This window comes from Actinoplanes sp. CA-142083, from assembly GCF_050942195.1.
Classification (GTDB): Bacteria; Actinomycetota; Actinomycetes; order Mycobacteriales; family Micromonosporaceae; genus Actinoplanes.
Map to the genome: position 1 here is coordinate 427143 of NZ_CP192076.1, position 24480 is coordinate 451622.

Annotated in this window: 24 protein-coding genes and 2 riboswitches; of the genes, 13 read left to right on the forward strand and 11 right to left on the reverse strand. The window is 70.0% G+C overall.

Annotated elements, in window-relative coordinates:
• The first annotated feature begins 80 nt into the window (after positions 1-80).
• From ACQPZX_RS02065 to ACQPZX_RS02080, 4 genes are all read left to right on the forward strand, one after another.
• Positions 81-1379: an ABC transporter ATP-binding protein gene (locus tag ACQPZX_RS02065; protein WP_433373517.1), complete on the forward strand. Its 1299-nt coding sequence runs from the start codon at positions 81-83 to the stop codon at positions 1377-1379.
• Between the two features lie 83 nt (positions 1380-1462).
• Positions 1463-1915: an ATP-binding protein gene (locus ACQPZX_RS02070; RefSeq protein ID WP_433373520.1), complete on the forward strand. Its 453-nt coding sequence runs from the start codon at positions 1463-1465 to the stop codon at positions 1913-1915.
• A gap of 91 nt (positions 1916-2006) precedes the next feature.
• On the forward strand, positions 2007-2747 hold the full coding sequence (locus ACQPZX_RS02075; RefSeq protein ID WP_433373522.1) for an HAD family hydrolase: 741 nt from the start codon (positions 2007-2009) through the stop codon (positions 2745-2747).
• Positions 2748-2808: 61 nt separating this feature from the next.
• A complete protein-coding gene (locus ACQPZX_RS02080; protein WP_433373525.1) occupies positions 2809-5175 on the forward strand; it encodes a glycoside hydrolase family 65 protein in 2367 nt (788 codons plus the stop codon).
• Positions 5176-5226: 51 nt separating this feature from the next.
• Here ACQPZX_RS02080 and ACQPZX_RS02085 read toward each other — a convergent pair whose 3' ends face one another.
• A complete protein-coding gene (locus ACQPZX_RS02085) occupies positions 5227-6264 on the reverse strand; it encodes a coiled-coil domain-containing protein (protein ID WP_433373527.1) in 1038 nt (345 codons plus the stop codon).
• Positions 6265-6269: 5 nt separating this feature from the next.
• A riboswitch (cyclic di-AMP (ydaO/yuaA leader) is annotated at positions 6270-6403 on the reverse strand.
• Between the two features lie 207 nt (positions 6404-6610).
• A riboswitch (cyclic di-AMP (ydaO/yuaA leader) is annotated at positions 6611-6743 on the forward strand.
• A gap of 48 nt (positions 6744-6791) precedes the next feature.
• Here ACQPZX_RS02085 and ACQPZX_RS02090 point away from each other — a divergent pair.
• Positions 6792-7760, forward strand: a complete 969-nt coding sequence (locus ACQPZX_RS02090; protein ID WP_433384965.1) for a coiled-coil domain-containing protein — start codon at positions 6792-6794, stop codon at positions 7758-7760.
• A gap of 21 nt (positions 7761-7781) precedes the next feature.
• On the opposite strand, the gene ACQPZX_RS02095 is transcribed toward ACQPZX_RS02090, so the two are convergent.
• Together ACQPZX_RS02095 and ACQPZX_RS02100 are read right to left on the reverse strand one after the other, a co-directional pair.
• A complete protein-coding gene (locus ACQPZX_RS02095) occupies positions 7782-8564 on the reverse strand; it encodes an ABC transporter ATP-binding protein (RefSeq protein WP_433373530.1) in 783 nt (260 codons plus the stop codon).
• Positions 8551-9447, reverse strand: coding sequence for an ABC transporter permease (locus tag ACQPZX_RS02100; protein WP_433373533.1), 897 nt, complete (start codon positions 9445-9447; stop codon positions 8551-8553). Before ACQPZX_RS02100 ends, ACQPZX_RS02095 begins: the two co-directional genes overlap by 14 nt.
• A gap of 190 nt (positions 9448-9637) precedes the next feature.
• Here ACQPZX_RS02100 and ACQPZX_RS02105 point away from each other — a divergent pair, with 190 nt between their 5' ends.
• Together ACQPZX_RS02105 and ACQPZX_RS02110 are read left to right on the forward strand one after the other, a co-directional pair.
• Positions 9638-10237, forward strand: a complete 600-nt coding sequence (locus tag ACQPZX_RS02105; protein WP_433373536.1) for a TetR/AcrR family transcriptional regulator — start codon at positions 9638-9640, stop codon at positions 10235-10237.
• 94 nt (positions 10238-10331) lie between these two features.
• Positions 10332-10661, forward strand: coding sequence for an Atu4866 domain-containing protein (locus tag ACQPZX_RS02110; RefSeq protein ID WP_433373539.1), 330 nt, complete (start codon positions 10332-10334; stop codon positions 10659-10661).
• On the opposite strand, the gene ACQPZX_RS02115 is transcribed toward ACQPZX_RS02110, so the two are convergent.
• Both ACQPZX_RS02115 and ACQPZX_RS02120 read right to left on the reverse strand, forming a co-directional pair.
• The gene (locus ACQPZX_RS02115) at positions 10637-11038 is read right to left on the reverse strand and encodes a hypothetical protein (RefSeq protein WP_433373541.1); all 402 of its coding nucleotides are present in this window, start codon (positions 11036-11038) and stop codon (positions 10637-10639) included. The two genes, ACQPZX_RS02110 and ACQPZX_RS02115, sit on opposite strands and share 25 nt — an antisense overlap.
• Positions 11039-11106: 68 nt before the next feature.
• Positions 11107-12339 (reverse strand): MFS transporter, encoded by a 1233-nt coding sequence (locus ACQPZX_RS02120; protein WP_433373543.1) that lies wholly within the window; start codon positions 12337-12339, stop codon positions 11107-11109.
• A 73-nt stretch (positions 12340-12412) separates the two neighbouring features.
• Here ACQPZX_RS02120 and ACQPZX_RS02125 point away from each other — a divergent pair, with 73 nt between their 5' ends.
• The 5 genes from ACQPZX_RS02125 to ACQPZX_RS02145 all read left to right on the forward strand — a co-directional run bounded on the left by ACQPZX_RS02125 (position 12413) and on the right by ACQPZX_RS02145 (position 17359).
• Entirely contained in the window at positions 12413-13417 is a 1005-nt protein-coding gene (locus ACQPZX_RS02125) for a LacI family DNA-binding transcriptional regulator (RefSeq protein WP_433373545.1), read from the forward strand.
• 123 nt (positions 13418-13540) lie between these two features.
• Positions 13541-14158 carry a nicotinamide riboside transporter PnuC gene (gene pnuC / locus ACQPZX_RS02130; protein WP_433373548.1) on the forward strand — a complete coding sequence of 206 codons (618 nt, stop codon included), beginning with the start codon at positions 13541-13543 and terminating at the stop codon, positions 14156-14158.
• The gene (locus ACQPZX_RS02135; RefSeq protein WP_433373551.1) at positions 14155-15240 is read left to right on the forward strand and encodes an AAA family ATPase; all 1086 of its coding nucleotides are present in this window, start codon (positions 14155-14157) and stop codon (positions 15238-15240) included. Before pnuC ends, ACQPZX_RS02135 begins: the two co-directional genes overlap by 4 nt.
• 24 nt (positions 15241-15264) lie before the next feature.
• A complete protein-coding gene (locus ACQPZX_RS02140) occupies positions 15265-15825 on the forward strand; it encodes a hypothetical protein (RefSeq protein ID WP_433373554.1) in 561 nt (186 codons plus the stop codon).
• 463 nt (positions 15826-16288) lie between these two features.
• Positions 16289-17359 carry an IS110 family transposase gene (locus ACQPZX_RS02145; protein ID WP_433384968.1) on the forward strand — a complete coding sequence of 357 codons (1071 nt, stop codon included), beginning with the start codon at positions 16289-16291 and terminating at the stop codon, positions 17357-17359.
• A gap of 375 nt (positions 17360-17734) precedes the next feature.
• Here the strand turns inward: ACQPZX_RS02145 and ACQPZX_RS02150 are convergent, their stop codons facing one another.
• Together ACQPZX_RS02150 and ACQPZX_RS02155 are read right to left on the reverse strand one after the other, a co-directional pair.
• Positions 17735-19270: a diguanylate cyclase gene (locus ACQPZX_RS02150; RefSeq protein WP_433373556.1), complete on the reverse strand. Its 1536-nt coding sequence runs from the start codon at positions 19268-19270 to the stop codon at positions 17735-17737.
• Positions 19271-19352: 82 nt separating this feature from the next.
• Positions 19353-20066, reverse strand: coding sequence for a TetR/AcrR family transcriptional regulator (locus ACQPZX_RS02155; protein ID WP_433373558.1), 714 nt, complete (start codon positions 20064-20066; stop codon positions 19353-19355).
• Between the two features lie 52 nt (positions 20067-20118).
• Here ACQPZX_RS02155 and ACQPZX_RS02160 point away from each other — a divergent pair, with 52 nt between their 5' ends.
• A complete protein-coding gene (locus ACQPZX_RS02160; RefSeq protein ID WP_433373561.1) occupies positions 20119-21792 on the forward strand; it encodes an MFS transporter in 1674 nt (557 codons plus the stop codon).
• Here ACQPZX_RS02160 and ACQPZX_RS02165 read toward each other — a convergent pair.
• From ACQPZX_RS02165 to ACQPZX_RS02180, 4 genes are all read right to left on the reverse strand, one after another.
• The gene (locus ACQPZX_RS02165; protein WP_433373564.1) at positions 21789-22196 is read right to left on the reverse strand and encodes a rhodanese-like domain-containing protein; all 408 of its coding nucleotides are present in this window, start codon (positions 22194-22196) and stop codon (positions 21789-21791) included. The two genes, ACQPZX_RS02160 and ACQPZX_RS02165, sit on opposite strands and share 4 nt — an antisense overlap.
• Positions 22190-22663, reverse strand: a complete 474-nt coding sequence (locus ACQPZX_RS02170; protein WP_433373568.1) for a cysteine dioxygenase — start codon at positions 22661-22663, stop codon at positions 22190-22192. The genes ACQPZX_RS02165 and ACQPZX_RS02170 overlap by 7 nt, the downstream gene beginning before the upstream one ends.
• Positions 22664-22906: 243 nt before the next feature.
• Complete coding sequence (locus ACQPZX_RS02175; protein ID WP_433373571.1) at positions 22907-23269, reverse strand: hypothetical protein; 363 nt, start codon at positions 23267-23269, stop codon at positions 22907-22909.
• Positions 23270-23309: 40 nt separating this feature from the next.
• Positions 23310-24302 carry a magnesium transporter CorA family protein gene (locus tag ACQPZX_RS02180; RefSeq protein ID WP_433373574.1) on the reverse strand — a complete coding sequence of 331 codons (993 nt, stop codon included), beginning with the start codon at positions 24300-24302 and terminating at the stop codon, positions 23310-23312.
• Positions 24303-24480: the final 178 nt, after the last annotated feature.

The following is a 24480-nucleotide window of genomic DNA, read 5'->3' on the forward strand; positions in this document are numbered from 1 at the left end:
CTCCTCGTCAAAGTGAGCTAGATCGCCGGCCATCGTGGGACCGGGATCATTGCGTACTTTCCCGGCAGGAGGTAGAGACGGTGTCCACCGTCTTGCTCAAGGACGTCACCAAGATTTGGCCCGATGGCACGGTTGCCGTCAACCACGTGAGTCTCGACGTGGACGACGGTGAGTTTCTCGTGCTCCTGGGTCCGTCCGGCTGCGGGAAATCAACGATTTTGCGAATGATCGCGGGTCTTGAGGATCCGTCCGAAGGGGACATCCTTCTCAATGGCGACCCGGTGCTCGAATTGGCGCCGCGGGACCGCAGCATTGCGATGGTCTTCCAGGACTTCGCTCTTTATCCGCATATGACGGTGAATGACAATATCGGCTTTCCGCTGCGTTTGTCCGGTATGGAGCCGGGCAACCGGCTCGAGCGGGTCGGCGACGTGGCCAGCGCCCTCGGCATCGGCGACGTGCTCAACCGCAAGCCGAGCCAGCTCTCCGGCGGCCAGCGCCAGCGCGTCGCCATGGGCCGCGCCATCGTGCGCCGCCCCGGCCTGTTCCTGATGGACGAGCCGCTGTCCAATCTCGACAGCGGGCTCCGGGCCGAGCTGCGCGCCGAGATCACCGGCCTCACCCGCGAGCTCGGCGTCACCACCATGTACGTCACGCACGACCAGGCCGAGGCGCTCACCATGGCCGACCGTGTCGCGATCATGCGCAAGGGCGTCCTGCAGGACGTCGGCACGCCCACCGAGGTGTACGGCCGGCCGGCCACCCTCTACGTCGCCGCGTTCCTCGGCTCGCCCCGGATGAACCTGCTCGAGGCGTCCGTCTACGTCCACCTCGACCAGTACGTCGCGCTGAACTTCGGCGAGCAGGCGCTGTACCTGCCGTGGAATGACATCCGGGCCCGCGCGGTGGCGCACTACCACGGCGAGCGCATCGTGGTCGGCATGCGGGCCGAGGCGCTCACCCCGGTGGCGCCCGAGGTGCAGGGCGACGTGCTCCGCGGCCGGATCCGCTACCTCGAGCACCACGGGCACGAGTCGCTGGCCTACCTCGACATCGGGGCGACCGCGATCGTGGTGGACGAGATGGGCACCGGCAAGCCCGACCCGGAGCCCAACGGCGCGTTCCGGCGGTTCGGCGGGGCGCTGCAGAAGCTGACCGGCCGCACCGCCAACGGCAGCGCCACGGCCGTGCAGACCCGCGAGGACCGCACGAGCGTGCTCGACCCGGGCCGGCACCACCGGCGCCCCGCCGAGCTGGCGGTGCGCCTCGCGCCGTACCCGGCCGTCTCGCCCGGGCATCCGCTGTCGGTCGCGGTGCGCATGGACATGCTCCACTTCTTCGACGAGCGCGGCGACCGCATCGATGTCGGCTGGCGGTGACGATCTCTTCTGCGAGGCCTCCTGCCACGGGGCGAGCACACCGCGTAGGCTGCACCACGGTGGAGGAGAGAATGGGACAGAGCGTGCGATCGGCTCCGGGCACTTCGGCCCCGGAAGCCGAGTCGGCGGGCGCTCCCCAGCTTCTCGACCGGCGCTTCGGCCGCGACGAGATCGCCGTGGTGCGGCACGAGGTGTCCGCCCGGCTCGCCGCCGCGGGCCTGACCGGCGACCGGCTCCAGGGCTTCGTGCTGGCGGTCAACGAGGTGATCACCAACGTCGTGCTGCACGCCGGTGGCCAGGGGCGAGCGGTGCTCTGGCTGGCCGGCGGCTCGGCCTGGTGCACGGTCACCGACTCGGGCCCCGGCATCCCCGCGCGGTACCTGCGGCCGCCCGAGGTGCCCGACTCGTTCGAGGTGGGCGGCCGGGGCATCTGGCTCGCCCATCAGCTCTGCGACGAGGTGACGGTGGCGACCGGCCCCATCGGTACCACGATCGGGCTGAGGATCGCTTTGCCACGCCGGGCGACATCCGCCTGAAACAGCAGTTTGAACTGGGCGTAAAGGTCACAGAAAATGTGAAGGCGCCCTTCGGGGCTCGCGGCGGGCCGCATGCGACTACATTGGGCGCGTGCTCGGACTACCTCCGCATGTGACGGCATGCCTTTTTGATCTTGACGGCGTGCTTACGCAGACCGCACTTGTGCACAATGCTGCGTGGAAACAGACGTTCGACGCGTTCCTCCAGACGTGGTCGGCACAGCACGGGCAAGAGTTCGTGCCGTTCGACTCCGGCGCCGACTATCACGACTATGTCGACGGCCGGCCACGCGCCGATGGTGTCCGCACCTTCCTGGCCTCTCGCGGTATCACCCTGCCCGAGGGCACCCCCGACGACGGTCCCGACCAGCTGACCGTGAACGGGCTCGGCAACAAGAAGAACATCCTCGTCCTGCAGAAGATCAAAGAGGGCGCCGTGCAGGTCTACGAGGGCTCGGTGGAGTACCTCAAGGCCGCCCGCGACGCGGGCCTGCGCCGCGCGGTGGTCTCGGCGAGCGCCAACTGCAAGGACGTGCTCGAGGCGGCGGGTATAGCCGACCTCATAGAGGAACGCGTGGACGGTGTGACCGCACGCGAGCAAAACTTGCCTGGCAAGCCGGCACCCGACACTTTCCTGTACGGGGCGAAACTCCTGGGTCTTCCGCCCGAGGCGTGTGCCGTCTTCGAGGACGCCCAAGCGGGCGTTGCCGCAGGTCGGGCCGGTCATTTCGGGATCGTGGTCGGCGTGGACCGAGTCGGGCAACGTGCCGCTTTGGTGGAGCACGGGGCCGACATCGTTGTCACGGACCTGTCCGAACTGCTGAAGCGCTGAGCACGCATCAGCGCTTATATCTTCGACGTCTTTCTCTTTCTCATTCGCGAGAGGCACCACCGTGATCCGTGAACGGGCATATCCCGTGGACCCCTGGCACATCCGGGAGACCCGGCTGGACCTGGACCTGCTGGCCCAGTCCGAGTCGGTGTTCGCGTTGGCCAACGGGCACATCGGGATACGCGGAAACCTGGACGAGGGCGAGCCCCACGGCCTGCCGGGTACGTACCTGAACTCGTTCTACGAGCTGCGCCCGCTGCCGTACGCCGAGGCCGGCTACGGATTCCCCGAGTCCGGCCAGACGATGATCAACGTGACCAACAGCAAGCTCATGCGGCTGCTGGTCGACGACGAGCCGTTCGACGTGCGGTACGGCGAGCTCCGCTCCCACGAGCGGGTGCTCGACCTGCGGGCCGGCACGCTCGAGCGCAACGTCGAGTGGGTCTCGCCGTCCGGCCAGGCGATCCGCGTGCGCACCGTACGGCTGGTCTCGTTCACCCAGCGCGCCGTGGTCGCCTACATGTACGAGGTCGAGCCGCTGGACGCGTCCTGCCGGCTGATCCTGCAGTCCGAGCTGGTCGCCAACGAGCAGCTGCCGCCGATGAGCAAGGACCCGCGCGTGGCGGCGGTGCTGGACCACCCGCTGCAGGCCGAGGAGATGCTCGAGCAGCGCACCGGCGGCCTGCTCGTGCACCGCACCAAGGCCAGCGACCTGCGGATGGCCGCGGCCATGGAACACCTGGTCGAGGCGCCCGGCAAGCACGCGATCACCACCGAGGGCCACCCCGACTGGCTGCGCACGACGGTCGCCACCAAGCTCGAGCCGGGCCAGAAGCTGCGGGTGGTCAAGCTCGCCGCGTACGGGTGGTCCGGAAGCCGCTCGCTGCCCGCCATCCGCGACCAGGTGGGCGCCGCGCTCGCCAGCGCCCGGCTGGACGGCTGGGAAGGCCTCGTGGACGCCCAGCGGGAGTACCTGGACGCCTTCTGGGACCACTCCGACGTCAAGGTCGAGGGCGACCCTGAGGTGCAGCAGGCGGTCCGCTTCGGGCTGTTCCACACGCTGCAGGCGGGCGCCCGGGCCGAGCAGCGCCCGATCGGCTCCAAGGGACTGTCCGGCCCCGGCTACGACGGCCACACGTTCTGGGACGCCGAGACCTTCGTGCTGCCCGCGCTGACCTACACCCAGCCCTCGGCGGCGGCCGACGTGCTGCGCTGGCGGCACTCGACGCTCGACCTGGCCCGGGAGCGCGCGCAGACGCTCGGCCTGCAGGGCGCGGCCTTCCCGTGGCGCACGATCCGCGGCCAGGAGTGCTCCGCGTACTGGCCGGCCGGCACCGCGGGCTTCCACATCGGCGCCGACATCGCCGACGCGGTCCGCCGTTACGTGCAGGCCACCGGCGACTACGACTTCGAGCGCGAGGTGGGCCTCGAGCTGCTGATCGAGACCGCCCGGCTGTGGCGGTCGCTGGGCCACCACGACCGGCACGGCCGCTTCCACATCGACGGCGTCACCGGCCCCGACGAATACACGGCCGTGGTCGACGACAACATCTACACCAACCTGATGGCCCAGCAGAACATGTTCAGCGCGGTCGAGGCGGCCAAGCGCCACCCCGACCTGGCCCGTCAGCTCGGCGTGGACGACGAGGAGATGGCCTCCTGGCGGGACGCGGCGGCGGCCGTGCACATCCCGTACGACCGGGAGCTCCACGTGCACCAGCAGTCGGAGGGCTTCACCCGGCTGCAGGAGTGGGACTTCGAGAACACGCCCCCGGAGGCGTACCCGCTGCTGCTGAACTACCCGTACTTCGACCTGTACCGCAAGCAGGTGGTCAAGCAGGCCGACCTGGTCATGGCGATGTACATCCGCGGCGACGCGTTCACGCCAGAGGAGAAGCAGCGCAACTTCGCCTACTACGACGCGCGGACCGTCCGGGACTCGTCGCTGTCGGCGTGCATCCAGGCCGTCATGGCGGCCGAGGTGGGCCATCTCGAGCTGGCCCACGACTACCTGGGCGAGGCCGCCCTGATGGACCTGCACGACCTGCACCAGAACTCGCGGGACGGCGTGCACGTGGCGTCGCTGGCCGGAACGTGGATCTCGTTGATCGCCGGCCTCGGCGGCATGCGGGACTTCAACGGCCAGCTGTCGTTCGCGCCGCGCCTGCCCAGCCGGATCAGCAACCTGGAGTTCTCGCTGCTGTGGCGGGGCCTGCGGGTGCGGGTGAACGTGACCGCCGACGAGGCCACCTACTCGCTGCGCAACGGTGGCGGCTCGGCCCGCCTGGTGTTCAGCCACCACGGCAAGGAGATCGAGGTGACCCAGGTGAAGCCGGTGACCGTGCCGATCCCGCCGCAGGGTCCGGTCGGGCCGCCGCCGACCCAGCCGGCCGGTCGCTCCCCGGTGCGCCGGGCGCCGCAGGACTGACGCACTGACTGAAAAGGGCCCCCTTGGGGGCCCTTTTCTTGAAACGACTTCTTAAAGCATTGATACGTGTACGTGGTCCTTGTGGTTGCTCGCGCCGTGATAGGCGTGCCAGCCGGTGGCCGGGAACCAGATCTGCGCGTACCAGATGACGTAGTAGATGCCCAACCGGTCGGCGTTGCGCACCAGGAACGCCATGAGGTCGTTGCCGTAGTTCTTCATGTCGGCGTTGTGCGCGACCGAGAATCCGCTCTTCTGCAACGACCAGTCGCAGGCCCGGCCCTTCGGGTGCTCGAACGGACCGCCGTTGCGGTGACAACCGACGAAGCGATTGAAGCCCGCCTTCTTCACCTCTTGGTACATGTGCAATGTACGGGCGGTGATGCAACCGCTTGTGGTCGGATCCTTCACCGTGCATTTCTCCGCCGAGAATCCGCCTTCGGAGTTGCGCGGGGCCGGCGCCGCCTGCTTGGACACCGCGTCCACGAAGCCGCCGGTGAGACTCTCGCCACCGACCAGCGACAGCGCCTTGTCGGCCGCGTCCTTCTGCTTCTTCATCGCGACCAGGTTGGTCTGCTGCTGCTTCACCTCGGCGTCGAGCGCGGCCTTCTTGGCGGTCACGTCGTCGATGGCCGCGTTCAGCTCGCGCAGCTTCCGGTCGTGCAGGGTGTTGATCTCCTCGAGCGAGACCGCCTTGGCCAGGAAGTCGTCCGACCCCTGGCTGCCGAGCAGGAAGCTCGCGGCGCCGAGGTGACCGGTGCGGTACTGCTGCGCGGCGATCGCGTTGACCTCGGGAACCAGCGAGTCGCGTTTCGCCTCGGCCAGGTTGATCTGGATGGCCAGCTTCTTCTGCGTCGTGGTCGACTTCGCCACGGCGGCCTTGGCCTGCACGAACTTGCGGTTCGACGACTCGAGCACTTCGTTGAGGGTGGAGTTCGACTCGATCTCGTCACCCTTCTCGTCGGGCTGGGCCGACGAGGACGACGAGTCGTCGGGATCGGCGCTCGCGGGCGCGGCGGGCGCCGCGAAGATCGAGGCAGCCACGAGCGGCGCCAGGGCGAGGGTCAGCCACCGGCGGGGGCGTACGGTCATCCACGTTCCTTCCGGGTTACCGCCGACCGGGTTAGCTGACGGGTTCGGGACGGAAGCGATCCCTACCGCTCTCGCGGATTCACCCCAGTGGGACATTGGGTCCCCGGCTCGCCTTGCGGCGATTGGGCGGCGGCCTGCCGGCACCTCGGGGGCGGCGCCTCGGTGGCAGAGCCGCGGGTGAGTTTACCCGAGGTCGCGCGACACTTCAGTCTCCGGAAAATGCGAATGCGGTAATCCTTCGAGCACTTTCCGTGATAAGTCGACGCACGGTCATCCGGTGATCGCGTGGAGTGCGAGATCTGTCGATCAATCGATGTCATGGGTATCGTCGGTCGCGATCCCCGCCCGGGGATCGCCGCCTAATCGCCTTTGGCGAGTCGGGGACCCAGGTTTTTGTTGGGGTGAATCCGCTCTCAGCGGTAGGGAACTTCCGTCCCGAACCCGTCAGCTAACCCGGTCGGCGGCCGACGGAAGGAATGGTTGTGCGGCACATTACTGTCCGCCGGCGATTAGCGGCGTCGCTCGCCATGGTGGTGGCCGCCTGCGGCCTGGCCTTCGCGGTCGCGTCGCCGGCCGGCGCGGCCCCCGGCGACACCGGCGACGACGGCGAGGGCGGCTCCAAGACCCTGATCCAGCAGCTCGAGGCGGCCTCCAAGGGCTACCTCGAAGCCAAGGACGCGCTGGCCGCGAGCAAGAAACGGCAGGTCGAGCTGACCGCCCGGCTCAAGGAGCTGGACACCGAGCTCGCACCCCGGCAGGCGGCGTTCGACCAGATCGTCCAGCAGTCCTACATGAGCGGCCGGCTCGGCCCGATGAGCGCGCTGCTCACGGCGGACTCGTCCGGCGGTTTCCTGGACCGTGCGGAGACGCTCCAGACGGTCGCGGCGAAGCAGAAGGCCGTGATGGCCGACCTGGAGGCCACCCGCGACGGTCAGGCCAAGGCGAAGCTCGCGATCGACGCAACCATCCGCGACCAGCAGAAGCAGGTCAACGTGATGGCCAAGCGCAAGGTCCAGGCCGAGAGCGCGCTGAAGGCGGCCAACGCCGGGCAGGACGACCCGCAGCCGAGCGACGGCGGCAGCAGCGCGAGCTCGGGCTCGTTCCAGGGCGGCAGCGGCATGGTGGACGACCCGACCAGCGGCGGCCGCATCACCCAGCGCATGCTGTTCGCCATGCGGCAGGCCCAGTCGGCCGGCTTCAACCACTACGTGCACTGCTTCCGCGAACAGAACAGCGGCGAGCATCCGAAGGGGAGAGCCTGCGACTTCGCCGCCGACAAGGACGGGTTCGGCGGGGTGGCGACCGGCAGCAGCAAGACGTACGGGACCAACCTGGCGAACTATTTCATCAACAACTCGAGCAAGCTCGGCGTGCTCTACGTCATCTGGTTCCGACGCATCTGGCTGCCGTCGAGCGGCTGGAAGTCGTACTCGGGTGGCAACGGCGACCCGTCGAGCGACCACACCAACCACGTGCACCTGTCAGTGCGCCCGTAGCTCGAGGGGAGTACGGGACCTTCACTTCTTGACGAAGGTCTCGTACTCCTTCATCACGTCCTCGGTCGGGCCGTCGGCCTTGATCACGCCGCCTTCGAGCCAGATGCTGCGCTCGCAGGTGTCCCGGATCGACTGCTCGCTGTGGCTGACCAGGAAGACAGTGCCGGCCTCGGCGCGCAGGTCGCGCACCCGCTGCTCGCTGCGCTTGCGGAACTTCGCGTCGCCGGTGGCGAGGGCCTCGTCGATGAGCAGCACGTCGTGCTTCTTGGCCGCGGCGATCGCGAAGCGCAGCCGGGCTCCCATGCCGGACGAGTAGGTCCGCATCGGCAGCGAGCTGAAGTCGCCCCGCTCGTTGATGCCGGAGAACTCGATGATGTCCTGCACCTGGCCCTTGACCTCGGCCGGGCTCATGCCCATGGCCAGGCAGCCGAGCATCACGTTGCGCTCGCCGGACAGGTCGTTCATCAGCGCCGCGTTCACGCCCAGCAGCGAGGGCTGGCCGGCCGCGTAGATCGCGCCGCCCGGCTCGACCGGCAACAGCCCGGCGATCGCCCGCAACAGCGTCGACTTGCCCGAGCCGTTGGTGCCGATCAGGCCGATGGCCTCGCCCTTGTAGGCCACGAAGCTGACGCCCTTGACCGCGTGCACCTCGCGCACGGCGGCGCTCTTGGTGCGGGTGACCAGCCGCTTGAAGCTGCTCAGCGGCGAGTTCTGCGCGGCCGACACCGAACCGTGGATGCGGTAGATGATGTGCGCGTTCTCCGCGATGATCGTGGGGACCCGCTCGTCGTCAGCCACGGCCATAACCCTTCTCTCCACGCCAGAAGTACGCGTACCCGCCGATGCCGACCACCAGCGCCCAGATGATCGCCTGGATCCACAGCCGGGTCGGCGTGCCGGCCAGCGGCACGTCCTCCATCAGCGCGTGCCGGATCAACTCGATGTAGACCAGCAGCGGGTTGGCCTGGACCACGGCGAGCTTCCACCCGTGCAGGTGCTGGGTGAACTGGGTGACCGGGTAGAGCACGGCCGAGCCGTACATCCAGACGCGCATGATGAACGGGATCAGCTGGCGCAGGTCGTGCAGCTTGGAGCCGAGCCGGGCCACCAGCATCGTGAAGCCGGCGTTGAAGAACGTCTGCAGCAGCAGCGCCGGTATCGCCAGCAGCCACTCCCACGTGAGCGGCTCGCCGGTGAACAGCACGATCGCGATGAGCACGGCCATCGAGGCGATCATGTTGCGTGCCTCGACCAGGACGATCGAGATCGGCAAGCTGGCCCGCGGGAAGTGCAGTGCCCTGATCAGCCCGAGGTTGCCGCTGATCGCCTGGACGCCGGCCTGCACCACGGACTGGGTGTAGCCGAAGATGAAGACACCGGCGCACAGGTACGCGATGAAGTTGTCGACGTCGCGCTTGGTGTTCAGCAGCACGCCGAAGATCACGTAGTAGACGCCCGCGTTGAACAGCGGGGTCAGGACCTGCCAGATCATGCCCAGGCGGGTGTTGCCCAGGGCGGCCGAGACCTTGGCGCTCGCGAACTCCCAGATGAAGTGCCGGTACGACCAGATCAGCCTGGTGTACTCCGGCAGGCTGGGCAGTCGCCCGGCGGCGCCTAGTCCGTGCTTCCGGGCCAGCTCCTTGGGAGTGGGCCCGGAGTAGGACTCGACGACGGTCGTCTGAGCCATGGGGTGGTGCTCCGATCTCGTCGGCCCGAGGGGGTCATCGGGACCTGCTGCTTTACGCGCTGCTTTCCGCGAGAACACAACTTCAGCATGTCAAGCCGCTGTCGATGGAACGGGTTCGTATCGACGTGACGGAAGGCTATCCGACCAAACGGCGGAACGCAACCGTTACGTCCTGGCGTATAGTGACCGCGTGGCGACAGCGAAGCGTGCACCAGCCGGAGCGGCAGTGCTCCGAGGCGACATCACCGTGGCGATCCGCAACGCGGTCATGCAGGAGCTGGCCGAGGTGGGTTATGGCCGGCTCTCGATCGAGGCGGTGGCCCGCCGAGCCGGGGTCGGCAAGACCGCGATCTACCGGCGTTGGAGCAACAAGCTCGAAATGGTACTCGAGATTGTCTCCGACGTGGCGGGCCGCAGCGTCCCGCTGCCCGACACCGGCAGCTTCGCCGGTGACCTCCAGCTGCTCATGATGATCGTAAGCCGGGCGCTCCAGCATCGGATCGCCTCACAGATCATCCCCGACCTGATGGCCGAGGCGTCCCGCAACCCGCAGATCGCCGAGACCCTCCAGAAGGCGCTGCGCACCCACCAGCAGGCGGTCGGCGACAAGCTCATCGGTCAGGCGATGGCGCGGGGCGAGCTGCCCCAGGGCACCGACCCCGAGGTGGCCGTCGACCTGATCCTGGGCCCGCTCTACTGGCGGCTCGCCGTGGCGCGCACCCCGCTGAGCGACGACTACCTCGACAAGATGATCACGGCGGTGACCGCCGCTCTGCGCGCGTCCAACTGAACTGCAACCCGCCTGCACTCCGAGATCGGCCCGCGAGGCCGAAGTTAGAGGCCGTTCCCTCCCCCTTCGCCGAGCCCTTCAGCCAGGAGCCGCCATGCTCAAGCGCGCCGTCGACCCCCACGCCCTGGACGCCACCGCCCTGCTCAAGCGGGCCATGGGCCCCACCGGCAAGCCGGCCAAGGTCAAAACCACGGCGCCGGTGGGGGTCTGGCTGAGCGAGGACGGCACGGTCCGTCTCGACATCTTCGACGACGGCACGTACGACGGGCAGGTCGCCGGCCGCAAACGCCACGCACACGGCACCTACTACATCGACGGCGCGACGATGACCCTGAGCGACGACTCGGGCCTCTACACGCCGGTGGCGCTCGGCGAGGGCGGGCTCGAGATGGCCGGCTATCACCTGAGCCCGGCGGGCTGCTGACCGACTCGCTGGACGTCGGCGATGACGTCCCAGAGGATGCGCGGCGCCGGGGCGCCCTGGATCGTCGAGATCTCCTTCTGCCGGCCGCCGCGGTAGGTGACGGTGACCCGGTACGAGAAGAGGTCGCAGCACGCGTTCAGCTGGCCGTAGGAGCCGCGCAGCCGGAGGAACGCGCCGCTGCTCGCCGTCCGCAGCGGGCGCCGGCCGCCGTCAGTCCAGCGGTCTACGACGTACGTGTCATGGCGCCCGGCGAAACCACCCGCGCGCTCGACCTCGATCCGGCTTGCCTGCGCCGGCGCGGCCGCGGCCGGAACGGCCGGCGCGAGCGCCGCCGCGACGGCGCAGACCGTGAACAGACTCCTGATGCTCTTGCGCATGATGTGCCCCCGTATCCAGCGCCTTTGCTGTCAACAACAGCACGTGGGCCGCTCAGGATGCGCGTTTTTCAGACGAGTGCAGGTTCCCGCTCGGGGGCCTGTTCGGTCGGGCGGGCGTCCCCGCGGAAGCTGACGACGGCGAGGAGCAGGCCGCTCACGGCCAGCGCGACGCCGATCCAGGCGGCGGAGAGGTAGCCCCAGCCGGCCGCGATGACCGCGCCGCCCAGGGCCGCGCCGGCGCTGTTGGCCACGTTGCTGGCGGACTGGTTGACGGCGGCGCCCATCAGCTGGGCGCCGGGCGCGACGGCGATCAGCCGGGCCTGCAGGGCGGGACCGACGAAGAGGCTGGCGGCGCCGATCAGGAACGCGCCCGCGAACAGGCCGACGGGGAAGCGCGCGATCAGGCCGAACAGGGCGACCGCGGCGATCATCCCGCCGAAGCCCAGCAAGACGCTGCGCTTGAGATTGCGGTCCGCGGCGACGCCGCCGACCGCGTTGCCGATGGTCATGCCGAGGCCCATCAACGCCAGCACCCATGGGACGGCAGATTCGCTCAAACCGGTGACGTGGGTGGTGACGGGCGCGATGTAGCTGTTCACCGCGAAGAAGCCGCCGAAACCGACCGCGGCGACGAGCGCCGCGAGCCAGACCTGGGGGAGGCGGAAGGCCGCGAGCTCATCTCGCGGTGAGCCGTCGGGGTGCGCCGCGACCTCGGGTACGACCAGGAGCACGGCCACCAGGGTCAGCGCGAAGACGCCGGCCACGGCCAGGTAAGCGATCCGCCATCCGGCGGCCTGTCCGAGGCTCGTGATCAGGGGTACGCCGAAGACGTTCGCGGCGGTGAGGCCGCCCAGCACGATCGCGAAGCCGCGGCCCTGGCTGCCGGGACCGAGCATGGCCGCGGCGAGCAGGCCGGCCGCGCCGAAGTACGCGCCGTGGGCCAGGGCCGCCAGGAACCGGCCGGCGAGCACCAGGCCGAACGTGGGCGCGAGCGCGGAGGCCACGGTGCCGATCACGAACAGCCCCAGCAGGCCGACCACCAGGCGGCGGCGCGGCATGCGGGCGGTGAGGGCGGCGATCGTGGGCGCGCCGACGACGACGCCGAGCGCGTAGATCGTGATCATCCAGCCGGCCTTGGCGACGGCGTCGGAGCTGGAGTGCGCGTACGCGGCCGGCAGCAGGTCGCGGGCCATGTCGGGCAGCAGGCCCATGGCCACGAACTCGGTCAGGCCGAGTCCGAAGCCGCCGAGGGCGAGGGTGAGCAGGGCTGCCCAGCGGCGGCCGGCGGTGAGTTTCTCCACGTGATCGACTCTAGAACGTTCTAGTCCGTGGCGTCGTAGAACGTTCTAGTGATCACACGTAAACTTCCGGGTCATGCGGGCAGGGGAGCGCCGACCCACGCTGGCCGACGTCGCCGCCGAGGCGGGCGTCTCGGTCGCGCTGGTCTCGATCGTCATGCGGGACGCGCCCGGCGCCAGCGCCGCCACCCGCCGCCGGGTCCTCGAGGTGGCCCGCCGCCTCGACTACCAGCCCGACAGCCGAGCCCGGCTGCTGCGCAGCGGCGAGAGCCGGCTGCTCGGCGTCGTCTTCGCCGTGCAGCACCCGTTCCACGACGACGTGCTGACCGGCCTCTACGACGCGGCCGACCGGATCGGGTACGAGCTGACGCTCAGCGCCGTGACCCCGCGCCGCGACGAGCGCACCGCCTTCGCCGGCCTGCTGCAGGACCGCTGCGCCGCGCTGATCCTGCTCGGCCCGCTGTCGCCGACCGCCGAGCTGGCCGCCCTCGCCGAGCGCATGCCGGTCGTGGTGATGTTCAAGGCCGTACGCCACCGCGCCGTCGACGTGGTGCGCACCGACGACTCGCGCGGCCTCCACCTGGCCGTCGACCACCTGGTCGGGCTGGGCCACCGGCGGATCGCGCACGTCGACGGCGCCCGCTGGGTGGCCGCCGGCGACCGCCGCGAGGGCTACAAGGACGCGATGCGCCGCCACGGGCTCGAGGAGCTCATCCGGGTCATCCCCGGCGGCTCCGGCGAGGAGGACGGCGCCCGGGCCGCCCGCCTCCTGCTGGACGACCCGCCGACCGCGGTCACCACGTTCAACGACCTGTCCGCCACCGGCCTGCTGGACGGCTTGCGCCGCGGCGGTCTCGACGTGCCCGGCGACATCAGCGTGGTCGGCTACGACAACAGCAGCTTCAGCCGGCTCGCCCACATCGACCTGACCACGGTCGCCCAGGACATCGACACGATGAGCACGCTCGCGGTGTCGCGGGCGGTCGAGCGCATCGCCGGCACGCCCGTCGTCCACCGCGAGACCGTCATCCCACCCCACCTGGTCATCCGCGGCACCGCCGGCCCGCCACCGGGCGAGTGAGCCGCTGCGCTGTGGACGACGGCCGAGAAATGTCGTAGCCGGCTGCTCTACTGGGCCCCACCCAGTGCCCCGGATTCCAGGGGTGGTCAGCGGACCGGGCGGACCAGCCGGAATGATCTCAGCGTGATCGATTGGTTGACCAGCGCCGCGTTTACCGCCTTCGGCGCGCCGACTACCTGGGCCGAGCTGCTCGGGTTCGCCACCGGCCTGGTGAACGTGGCCCTGCTCGTGCGGCAGCACATTCTGAACTGGCCGCTCGGCATCCTCAACGTTCTGCTGCTCATGGTCGTGTTCTGGTCGGCGGGGCTGTACGCCGACGCCGGCCTGCAGATCGTCTACGTCGTCCTCGGCCTGTACGGCTGGTGGGCCTGGCTCTACGGCGGCGAGCGCCGCAGCCGGCTGGTCGTCCGCTCGACCACGCCGCGCGAGTGGCTGGCGCTGGCCGCCGCGGGAGTGGTGCTCACCGGCGGGCTCTGGCTCTTCCTCGACCGGCTCACCGAGTCGACCGTGCCGTTCGCCGACGCGGTCACCACCGCGCTGTCGTTGCTCGCCACCTACGGCCAGACGCGCAAGCTGGTGGAGAGCTGGTGGCTCTGGATCGCCGCGGATCTGATCTACATCCCGCTCTACGGCTACAAGGACCTGTGGCTGACCGCGATCCTGTACGTGGCGTTCCTCGTCCTCTGCATCCTCGGCCTGCGCTCCTGGCGGGCCGCCCGCCGGGAGGTGGTCGCGGCGTGAGGTTCGGGCACGGTCTGATCGTCGGGAAGTTCTACCCGCCGCACCTCGGGCACCACGAGTTGATCAGGGCGGCGGAGCGCGAGTGCGAGCGGGTGACCGTTGTCGTCGCGCCGTCGTCGGCCGAGTCGGTGCCGCTCGAGCTGCGCCTGGAGTGGCTGCGCGAGGAGCACGGTCAGCGGGTGCGCTTCGTCGGCGTGCACGACGACCACCCGATCGACTACGACGACCCGCAGGCGTGGGAGCTGCACGTGGCGGTCTTCCGCGCCGCGGCGGGCACCGACCGGGTCGACGCGGTCTTCTCCTCCGAGGCGTACGGGGTGGAGCTGGCGGCCCGCTTCCACGCGACGCCGGTGATCGTCGACCTGCCGCGCGAGAAGGTGCCGGTGTCGGGGACGGCGGTGCGGGCCGACCCGATCGGGCACTGGGGAATGCTCGGGCCGGGAGTGCGCGGCTGGCTGGCGAAGCGGGTCGTCGTGGTGGGCGCCGAGTCGAGCGGGACCACCACGATGGCGCGGGCGCTGGCCCGGCACTATCGGCTGCGCGGCGGGGTGTGGGGGCGGACCCGATGGGTGCCCGAGTTCGGGCGGGAGCTCACCGAGCGCAAGCTGGCAGCGCTCGCGCCGGGCGCCACGATCTTCGACGTGACCTGGGACCGCGACGACTTCGCGACGGTCGCCGCGACGCAGAACGCGATGGCGGACGCGGCGGCCCGCGACGGGTCGCCGGTGCTGTTCTGCGACACCGACGCGTTCGCCACCACGATCTGGGAGGAGCGCTACCTCGGCAGCGCTTCGGCGGCCGTGCGGGAGCTGGTGCGCCCGGCCGACCTCTATCTGCTCACCGACGACGAAGGGGTGCCGTTCGAAGACGACGGCCTGCGCGACGGGGAGCACCTCCGCCGGTGGATGACCGGGCGCTTCCGCGACGAGTTGGGTGCTCACGGCGTACGGAATCGGGAATTGACCGGAAGTTATGCGCAGCGCCTGCGCGCGGCAGTGCGGGCGACCGACGACCTGCTCGCGGGGGGTTGGGTGTTCGCGCCGCCGCTAAGCGCGGCGGCGCACAGGCCGATCGGGAGGTAGGGGAAGCCGCGGGGAAGGGGTCGGATGCGAGGCCGGTCGTTCGCGCTGGCGCTGGCGGCGCTGCCACTCTGCCTGACCGGCTGCGGCGGCGCCTCGACCCCCAGCGCCTCGTCGTCGTCGCCGACCCCGACCGCCGGCCCCTGGGTGCTCTTCGACTCCGGGAACCCGACACCCAGCGCGCGCGCCCCGAGGTACACCGGTTCGCGCCCCGCCGGCCTGCCACCGGTGTCGTTCCTGCCGACCGACGCGGCGTCCTGCACGGTCGGCTGGCCCGACTCCGGCCAGGTGCTGATCCCGATGAACATCACCCCGGTCGCGGGCGGATTCAAGATCGAGTGGCCTTCCGCGTACGGGCCGACCTACCGCGTCACGGCGGTGCCCCAGGGTTTGGTGGCGGGCCCGCAGCCGGAGCCGTCCTGGCAGACGGTCAACGCGGGCTCGGGCTGCACGGTATCGACGACCATCACCGGGTTGACGTCGGGTGCGCCGTACATCATCTGGCTGGACGCCCCCGACACCCCACGCGACATCGACGGTTCCCGAAGCCTCTACAGCGGCAAATCGGGCGTCGTCAAACCCTTGTAACGCCCAGGCTCGGCTGCCACGGCGCGGGGGTGGGACGACCGAGGTTGGCGCTGCCGGCTGCAGCTCCCGCGATGTGGACGGTGGCTCTCGGAAAGCGGGAGCAGATCCCGCCTGCTGACGGGGTGTCCCAGCCGCTGGGCGAGGCGTTCAGCATGCGGGAAGTCTCCGGCGCGCGCGCCGGAAATATCCGGTTATATCCCCCGTCGGTCGGGGAGAGTCGCCGAGGCTTGATGACAGAGATGATGGTGGGTGAGCACCTCCCGCCGGGGTCTGACCCGCTTGATGACTGACTTCGGGTCCTTCGTAAGACTTGTCGGCTCCGGTCGGGAGGTGCTCGTGCACGTGCCGGGTCGTGGCGTTGTGACTTCATAGGAGCCTGGCCAGAGGCCCCATCTCTGTCTTGTCCATCGTTGCCCGGCCGGTGCGTGCCGCCCTGCCCACAGTCACGAACGACAGGACGACGATGCCCTCCATTACACCTGACCCGGCCCTTTTCGATGTCGTCGGCGGCGTCGACACCCACCTGGACACTCACACCGCGGCGGTCATCGACCTGGTCGGGCGGGTCCTGGGCACCGAGCAGTTCCCGGCCACGGCGGCCGGCTATCAGGCGTTGCTGGCCTGGATGCGCGGGCACGGCCGGCTGTGGCGGGTCGGCGTCGAGGGCACCGGCGTCTACGGTGCCGGGCTGGCCCGCCGGCTGCGCGCCGCGGCCGTTGAGGTGATCGAGGTCGACCGCCCGGACCGCAAGACCCGCCGGTCACAGGGCAAGTCCGACCCGATCGACGCCATCGCCGCGGCCAAGACCGCCCTGGCCGGCGAACGCACCGGCCTGCCGAAACAACGCGACGGCCAGGTCGAGGCCCTGCGCCACCTGCGGCTGGCCCGGCGCAGCGCCATCGACCAGCGCGCCGACACCCAACGCCAGATCAAAGCCCTGATCGTCACCGCCGACGACCAGCTGCGCGCCCGGCTCCGCGAGCTGAGCGTCAAAGAACTGATCGGCACCTGCGCGAACCTGCGGCCGGACCGAGCCGACGCCGCCAGCCCGGCCACCGCCACCAAAATCGCCCTGCGCTCGCTGGCCCGCCGCCACCAGCACCTGACGGCCGAGATCACCGACCTGGACAGCCTGCTCAAACCCCTGGTGGCCGCGATCAACCCGGCCCTGACCGCCGCCCACGGCGTCGGCACCGACATCGCCGGTCAACTACTGGTCACCGTCGGCCAGAACCACCAGCGACTCACCAGCGAAGCCGCGTTCGCCATGCTCTGCGGCGTCGCGCCGATCCCCGCCTCGTCCGGCAAAACCCGCCGGCACCGGCTCAACCGCGGCGGCGACCGCCAAGCCAACGCCGCCCTCCACCGCGTCGCCATCGTCCGGCTCCGCAGCGACCCCAACACCCGCGCCTACGCGCAACGCCGCACCAAAGACGGCCTGTCCAAAAAAGAAATCATCCGCTGCCTCAAACGCTACATAGCCCGCGAGCTCTACCAACTCATCACCACCAACACCCACGAACCCGCCGCTTGACATCTATAGGAGCGTCTTAGTGCGCGCCGCACGCAGCAAGTCATCAAGATCGCTTGACGGCGCGGCACGACGACGACCGTGACGGGCGGCAGCGACGTCGGCCACGCACGCGCCGGGCATGGCGGCCCAGCTCGGGCGGCGGAAACCGTGACGGGCGGCAGCGACGTCGGCCACGCACGCGCCGGGCATGGCGGCCCAGCTCGGCCGACGGAAACCGTGACGGGCGGCAGCCACGTCGGCCGTGCACGAACCCGGGCGGCCGGCCACTGAGCTCAGCCCGGCGGTCGCGGCACGGGCCGGTGTGGCACGGAGATCGCGCTGTGCGCAGGGGCGGCGCACTTGCGGTTGGGGAGGCCGTCGCGCGTATCGGAAAAATCAGGAGGCGATGGTGTTGCGGCCGCTGAATTTGGCGGCGTAGAGGCGGTCGTCGGCGGCTCGGAAGAGGGCCTCGCCGGTCATGTCGGGAGTGAGGGTGGCCAGGCCGACGCTCACCGTGAGGCGGACGCCGGGGATTATGTCGGAGTGGGCGACCGCGGCCCGGATGCGTTCGGCCACCTCGCGGCCGACGGCCAGGTCGCCGCGGAGGAACAGGGTGAACTCGTCGCCGGCGTAGCGGACCGGCACGTCCTCGGCGCGGCAATGGGCGCGCAGAATGCGGGCCACCTCGCGCAGAGCTCGGTCGCCGACCGAGTGGGAGTAGGCGTCGTTGACCGCCTTGAAATGGTCGACGTCCACCAGCAGCAGCACCAAGGGCGGCGTCAGGCGGGCCGAGTCGATGCGGTCCAGCAGGAGGTCGAAGCGGCGGCGGTTGCCCAGACCCGTCAGCGGGTCGCGGAGGACCTCGCGCTCGGCCCGCGCCCGCGCGGCCTCGGCTTCCTCCTGCTGGCGGGCCTGGCGCAGCATCGCCAACCGTTGCATGCGGACCCGCCACAGCTCGCGGGCCTGGCCCTCGACGGCGTCGAACAGGTCCTGGCTGGACTGGCCGCCGTCGATCTCGAGGGCGGTGAGGGCCAGCTCGAAGCGGATGATCGGCTTCTCGTCGGGGCGGCCGCCGAAGGCGCACAGCTCGCGGGCGGCGACCAGCTCGGTGCGCGAGTCGTGCAGGGCGCCCTGGGCGCGCAGGCTGATGCCGAGCGCCAGGTGGGCCATGCGGGCGTACTGGAAGCTCTCGGCCTGGCGCAGCGGGAGGATCGCGTCGCGGGCGAGCTTTTCCGCGGGGATCACGTCGCCGAGCTTGGCCAGGGCCAGCGCCAGCATCGCGGCCGGGCCGACGTCGTCGGGGCGCTGGTCGACGTGCCGGCGGGTGATCTCGGCGCTGCGGCGCAGGCGGGTGGCGCTCTCGTCGTGGCGGCCGATGTGGTCGAGGCGCAGGCCCCAGTAGAGCAGCGTCGTCGCGTGCACCAGGTCGAACGCCGAGGTGGCCTCGCTGAGCTGCTCGTAGCTGGCGGAGGCGGTCTCGTACATCTCGGCGGCGGTGGCGGCCTCGGCGAACGAGCAGAGCGCGGAGGTCCGGCGGTCGCGGCCGGGATGCGGCAGGTCGAGCAGCACCGAGGCGCGGGCCAGGTTGCGCATGCCGTCGACGTAGCGGGACCGCAGCACGTCGAACTGGGCCAGGTCGCACAGGGTCTTGGCCTCGCCGAGGGCCGAACCGGTGGCGCGGTGCATGCGCAGCAGCTCGGCGGCGAGCTCGGCGCCCTCCTGGAAGCGGCCCATGTTCAGGTTGGCGTACATCTTGCCTTGCACCAGGAAGGGAATGGTCTTCCGGTCGCCGCAGAGCCGGGCCAGCGCGAGGTAGGCGTCGGCCGCCTGGATCGCCTCGTGGCCCCGGCCCGTGTTTGCCAGCCGGTGCACCCGCAGGGCGTGCAGGTGCAGTGGACCGAACGCGGTGACCGGGACCGGTAGGCCTTCCATGCGACCCAGTATCAACAAAACTGGTCAGATCAACTACGGGTGACGGCCCGGGATAGTCGATGTTGAAGACATCGTTGATCGCTCATTTCGTGACATATTTGTCGAGCCCATCGACGAGCATCGCCAGACCGAGCTCGAAACGCTCCTCGGTCCCGCCGCCGACCATGTCCTTCGCGTGCTTGCGGAGGTGCGGGAACTCGTCCTCGGGGAGCTGCTCGAAGTAGCTCATCAGGTCGTTGCCGAGCTCGGCGACGAAGCTTTCCCGGTCGGTGCCGGCCGCGCCCACCTCACCGCGCCAGATGGACATCTCGTACGCGTCGGCGGTGATGTACAGGAAGATGCGGTCCATCGCCCAGGAAGCGACCCGCGGCGGGAGGCCGCCGGCCAGCATCATGCCCAGCATGGCCTCGGAGATGCGCAGCGCGTTGGGCCCGGTGGGGATCGTGGCGAGCGCGGCGCGGGCCAGGTCGTAGTGGTCGAGCAGCACCCGGTGGCCGTCGCGAGCCATCTCGAGGATCTGCTCCTTCCACCGGCCGGGCTCGACCGCGGGGACCGGCATCAGGCCGCAGATCTCGTCGAACATGAGCTGGAGCAGCTCGTCCTTGTTGGCCACGTGGGCGTAGAGGCTCGACGGGCCGGTGTCGAACTCGGCCGCGATGCGCCGCATGCTGACGCCGTCGATGCCCTCGACCCGCACGATGCGCAGGGCGGCCTGCACGATCTGGTCGCGGCTCAGCGGCGCCTTGGCGGGGCGCTGCGGTTTGATCGCCCGGCGGAGGAACGGTGACTCCTTCATCGTCGGCTAATTTACCTTGACGCGAACGATGTTCGCTAGTAGAACGGTGTTCGTGACAACGAACGCTGTTCAGAACCCCGCGAGTCCCGCGGTCGCGAGCGCCTACCGCTACCGCTGGGTCGCGCTCTTCGTGATCCTGAGCGTCGAGGTCATGGACCTGCTCGACGCCCTGGTCACCAACATCGCCGGCCCGTCGATCCGCCTGGAGCTCGGCGGGTCGTACAGCTTGATCCAGTGGCTCGGCGCCGCATACACGCTGGCCATGGCGATCGGCCTGCTGACCGGCGGCCGTCTCGGCGACATCTACGGCCGCCGCCGCATGTTCCTGATCGGCGCGGCCGGCTTCACGCTCGCCTCGCTGGCCTGCGGCATCGCCCAGTCGCCCACCCAGCTGATCGTGGGCCGGGCCGTGCAGGGCCTGTTCGGCGCGGTCATGCTGCCCCAGGGCCTCGGCATGATCAAGCAGATGTTCTCCGACCGGGAGCAGGCCAAGGCGTTCGGCGCGTTCGGGCCGGTGATGGGCCTGTCCTCGGTGGGCGGCCCGATCCTGGCCGGCTGGCTCGTCGACGCGAACTACCTCGATGCCGGCTGGCGGATGATCTTCTTCATCAACCTGCCGCTCGGCCTGTTCGCGGTCTTCGGCGCGATCAAGTTCCTGCCCGAGTTCAAGAGCGAGAAGGCGCCAAATCTCGACGTGCTCGGCGTGCTGCTGGCCGCGGTCGGCGCGTTCCTGCTGCTCTACCCGCTCGTGCAGGGCCGCGAGCTGGACTGGCCGGTGTGGTGCTTCGTGCTGCTGGCGGCCGGCGTCATCGTCTTCGGCCTGTTCGCGAGGTACGAGACGCGTCGCGAGCGCCGGCGCCTCGACCCGCTGGTCACGCCCAGCCTGTTCCGCAAGCGGGCCTTCTCCGGCGGGCTCGCGGTCGGCCTGGTCTTCTTCGCCTCGCTCATCGGCACCGGCCTGGTCTTCACGTTCTACCTGCAGATCGGCCTCGGCTACTCGCCGCTCAAGGCCGGCCTCACCACGCTGCCGCAGGCGCTTGGCACGGTCGCCGGCTTCGTGGCGGCGGGCGCGGGCCTGGCCGAGAAGATGGGCCGGAAGCTGCTGCTCATCGGCACGGCCGTGATGATCGTCGCGACCGTGGGCTTCGCGGTGACCGTGCGGCTCGCCGGGTCCGGCATCACGCCGTACCACTTCATCCCGGCGATGGTGCTGCTCGGCGCCGGCATGGGCCTGGCGATGGCGCCGTTCTTCAACATCGTGCTGGCCGGCGTCGAGCACGAGGAGACCGGCTCGGCGTCCGGGGCGCTCACCTCGGTGCAGCAGCTGGGCGGGGCGTTCGGCATCGCGGTCCTCGGCACGATCTTCTTCGCGATCCTGCCAGGCCAGGTGGTGTCCCACGTGGACAGCTCGACCGCCGAGTTGCGCACGGTGCTGACCATCTCGGGGGTGCCGTCCGACGCGCAGCCCGCGGTCATCACCGGGCTGCGGGACTGCCTGCGCGACCGCACCGCGGAGGACGACCCCGACGTGGTGCCGGCCAGCTGCGAGGGCGCCGGCTCACCGTCCGCCGAGATTCAGGCGTACGGCCAGGAGCAGGTCCGCGCCGGGTTCCAGGACGCCACGATCTGGACCACGGGGGTGACCCTGCTGCTGCTCGTGCTCGCCTTCGGGCTGGCCTTCCTGCTCCCGAAGAAGGCCAGGCCCGAGGAGGCGAGCGCGCACTAGAGGACTGGGAGACCGGCCTCGCGCCAGGCCTTGAAGCCGCCGTCGAGGTCGGTCGCCCGCTGCAGGCCGAGATCCTGCAGCGACGCCGCGGCCAGGCTGCTCGTGTATCCCTCCTGGCAGGTGACGATCACTTCGAGGTCGTAGCTGTTGGCGAACGGCAGGCGGGCGTCGCTGCGCGGGTCGAGCCGCCACTCGAGGACGTTGCGCTCGATCACGATCGCGTCCGGGAACTCGCCGAACTGGGCGCGCTGGGCGGCCGGGCGGATGTCGATCAGGATGGCGCCGCGGCGCAGGGCCTGGGCCGTCTCGTGCGGGCCGACCCGGTCGAGGCGGGCGCGGGCGGTGGCGAGGATCTGGTCGATGCCGGTCGAGCCGGCCGGGGGAGTCAGGACCGCGGTCACCACTGCACCCCGGCCTTCTCGACCCTGAGCACCTCGAGGCCGTCGCCGCCGAGGCGATAGCGGGTCATCGTGGTGAGCGCCGGGCCGTACACGTGGATGCTCACTGCCGGGCGCGAGGAGCGGTTGGTGATGCGGTGGATGTGCCGGCTGCCGAACCGGCGGCCGGCGCCCTCGCCGAGCTCGCGGCCGGAGATGTGCGGCGCCGCGCCGGCCGGGGTCGTCACGGTGTCCTCGGTGAGCGTACCGGCGAAGACGTGGAACGCACCGGCCGAGCCGCCGTGGTCGTGCAGGTCGGTGCCCTGCCCGGGCAGCCAGGTGAGCAGCCAGACCTCGTGGTCGTCGGCCACGTGGAGGCGCTCGTACCAGCGGCTCACCGGGTTGAAGCGCGGGGCGACGTGCCACTGCTCGGGCGCGGCCGCGAACTGGGCGGCGATGGCGAGGTGGTCGAGGCGAAGGTCGACGGCCGTCACGGGAAGCTCCTCGATTGTATGCATTGCCTATCTGTCCTATAGGTTTACCGCCCGAATGCGGCCAAGGATAGCGCCTGGCGCGGCAGGTGGGGCGTAAGTCAGCCGATCAGTGCTGCGAGTTGCGAGGAATCGCAGGTCAGCTGGGACAGCAAGCGCTGGCGCAGTGCGCCAGATCGGTCGCCAGGTCGGCGACGAGAGGGATACCCGTCCGCTGCATGAACGCCATGGTGGCCCGGTTGGTGATCAGCGGTCAAATCCGTTCCGCGATGTGAGAGACGCGGAGGGGACGGCCGCGCGTCCCCGCCAGCCGGGGCCGTTGGTGCGGGGCGCCGCGATGCGCGGGCCGACCGGGCGCGCGACGCCGATGGCGGCCTCCATGACGATCCACGTCCGGCCGTCCCAGTCGACCGCGTTGAAGATCTTCACGACGTGCAGCCGGGCGAGCGCCTCCTTCAGCGGGACCCCGTCGGCGACCTCCTGGATCGCGACCCGGCGCCAGAGGAGCTCGTCCTCGGCGAGCCAGACCCGGCCGGGTCCGGCCTCGCCCAGCACCCTGATCAGCCGATAGCGGTTGTCGACCCGGTCCCGCACAAGCTCGCACGTCATGCCTGCGGTTCGGCGCGCGCGTCGCGCCGGATGGGTGCCATCACCACCAGCCGCGGCGTTTGGCCCAGGTAAGAAGCAGGGCGGACATGACCGCCATGACCAGCAGGACCGCCACCAGCTGCGGAACCTTGGTGTGGCCATTGACGATGATGTTCATGCCGTAGACCGAGGACAGCGCCGTGATCGGCAGCGTGACCACGGCGATCACGGCGAGCCGCTCGGCGGCCACGGTCATCTTGGTCTCGGCCCGCGCGCGGTAGAACTCGATCACGCCCTGCAGGTACTCCCGCTCGCCGTCGGCCAGCCCGCGGATCCGGGTGAGCTGGTCCACCACGTCGTTGACCAGCGGCAGGTCGTCGGCCGGGATCCGGGCCTCCAGCGCGGCGATCCGGCCGTAGACCTCGGCGCCGAGCGCCCCCATCGTGCGGACCGCGAGCAGGCCGTGCCGGGCCGAGAACAGCTCCTCCAGGAACTCCTCTGGGTTGCCCATGTGGCCGCCGGTGACCCGCTGCTCGAGGTGCCACACGTCGGTGGTCACCTCCTCGATGAAGGCTTCCAGCCGGTGGATGAGGGCCGACGTGATCGCGTACGAGAGCTCGTACGGCGAATCGGGCCGTAATCGCCCCGCCTCGAGCCGCCGGCGCACCCCGTCGGTCTCGCGCAGCGCCACCTCGAGGGAAAGGTTCGGATTGATCGGGCCGTGCACGGTTACGACGTATTTTTCGCCGATTATCTGATCGAGCTCGAGATAGTGGACGTGTCCGGACGGTCCCCGCTCCGGTCCGTGAAGGATCAACAGCTGTTGATGCGGATAAATCCGGACACGTGGCACGCGATTCCGTTGCATACAGTCGCGGACCGCGAGAGGGTGGCAACGTAACACGTCGGTGAGCCACGTGATCGCTTCCTCGGAGCACTCCGGAATGTCCACCCACACCAGTACGCCGGGCTGTTCCAGCAGGCCCTCGACCTCGGCCAGGGTGTGCATCCCCACCCCGTCGGCGGACAGCGACAACGCGCGGATACCGACCACGGCTCAACGCTAGACCTGAAAGAAGCTCATAGCGCTTTGCCTCTTTCCGAACAACGAGTGAAAAGCCGCCCTCAGCGATCGCGCCGACACGCAGCGTCGTCGAAATTGGGCTTTGAATCACCGGATCGGCTGGGGGCCTCAGCCGTTAAGGCGGAAATCCCGTCAGCAGGGTCAACGG

What these genes read in the sequence shown, in the direction of transcription:
- ACQPZX_RS02085 (WP_433373527.1), bottom strand. Translation starts at nt 6,264, where the DNA reads ATGACCGTACGCCCCCGCCGGTGGCTGACCCTCGCCCTGGCGCCGCTC.
- ACQPZX_RS02090 (WP_433384965.1), top strand. Translation starts at nt 6,792, where the DNA reads ATGGTGGTGGCCGCCTGCGGCCTGGCCTTCGCGGTCGCGTCGCCGGCC.
- ACQPZX_RS02095 (WP_433373530.1), bottom strand. Translation starts at nt 8,564, where the DNA reads ATGGCCGTGGCTGACGACGAGCGGGTCCCCACGATCATCGCGGAGAAC.
- ACQPZX_RS02100 (WP_433373533.1), bottom strand. Translation starts at nt 9,447, where the DNA reads ATGGCTCAGACGACCGTCGTCGAGTCCTACTCCGGGCCCACTCCCAAG.
- ACQPZX_RS02110 (WP_433373539.1), top strand. Translation starts at nt 10,332, where the DNA reads ATGCTCAAGCGCGCCGTCGACCCCCACGCCCTGGACGCCACCGCCCTG.
- ACQPZX_RS02115 (WP_433373541.1), bottom strand. Translation starts at nt 11,038, where the DNA reads ATGCGCAAGAGCATCAGGAGTCTGTTCACGGTCTGCGCCGTCGCGGCG.
- ACQPZX_RS02125 (WP_433373545.1), top strand. Translation starts at nt 12,413, where the DNA reads ATGCGGGCAGGGGAGCGCCGACCCACGCTGGCCGACGTCGCCGCCGAG.
- ACQPZX_RS02140 (WP_433373554.1), top strand. Translation starts at nt 15,265, where the DNA reads ATGCGAGGCCGGTCGTTCGCGCTGGCGCTGGCGGCGCTGCCACTCTGC.
- ACQPZX_RS02145 (WP_433384968.1), top strand. Translation starts at nt 16,289, where the DNA reads ATGCCCTCCATTACACCTGACCCGGCCCTTTTCGATGTCGTCGGCGGC.
- ACQPZX_RS02150 (WP_433373556.1), bottom strand. Translation starts at nt 19,270, where the DNA reads ATGGAAGGCCTACCGGTCCCGGTCACCGCGTTCGGTCCACTGCACCTG.
- ACQPZX_RS02155 (WP_433373558.1), bottom strand. Translation starts at nt 20,066, where the DNA reads ATGAAGGAGTCACCGTTCCTCCGCCGGGCGATCAAACCGCAGCGCCCC.
- ACQPZX_RS02175 (WP_433373571.1), bottom strand. Translation starts at nt 23,269, where the DNA reads ATGACGTGCGAGCTTGTGCGGGACCGGGTCGACAACCGCTATCGGCTG.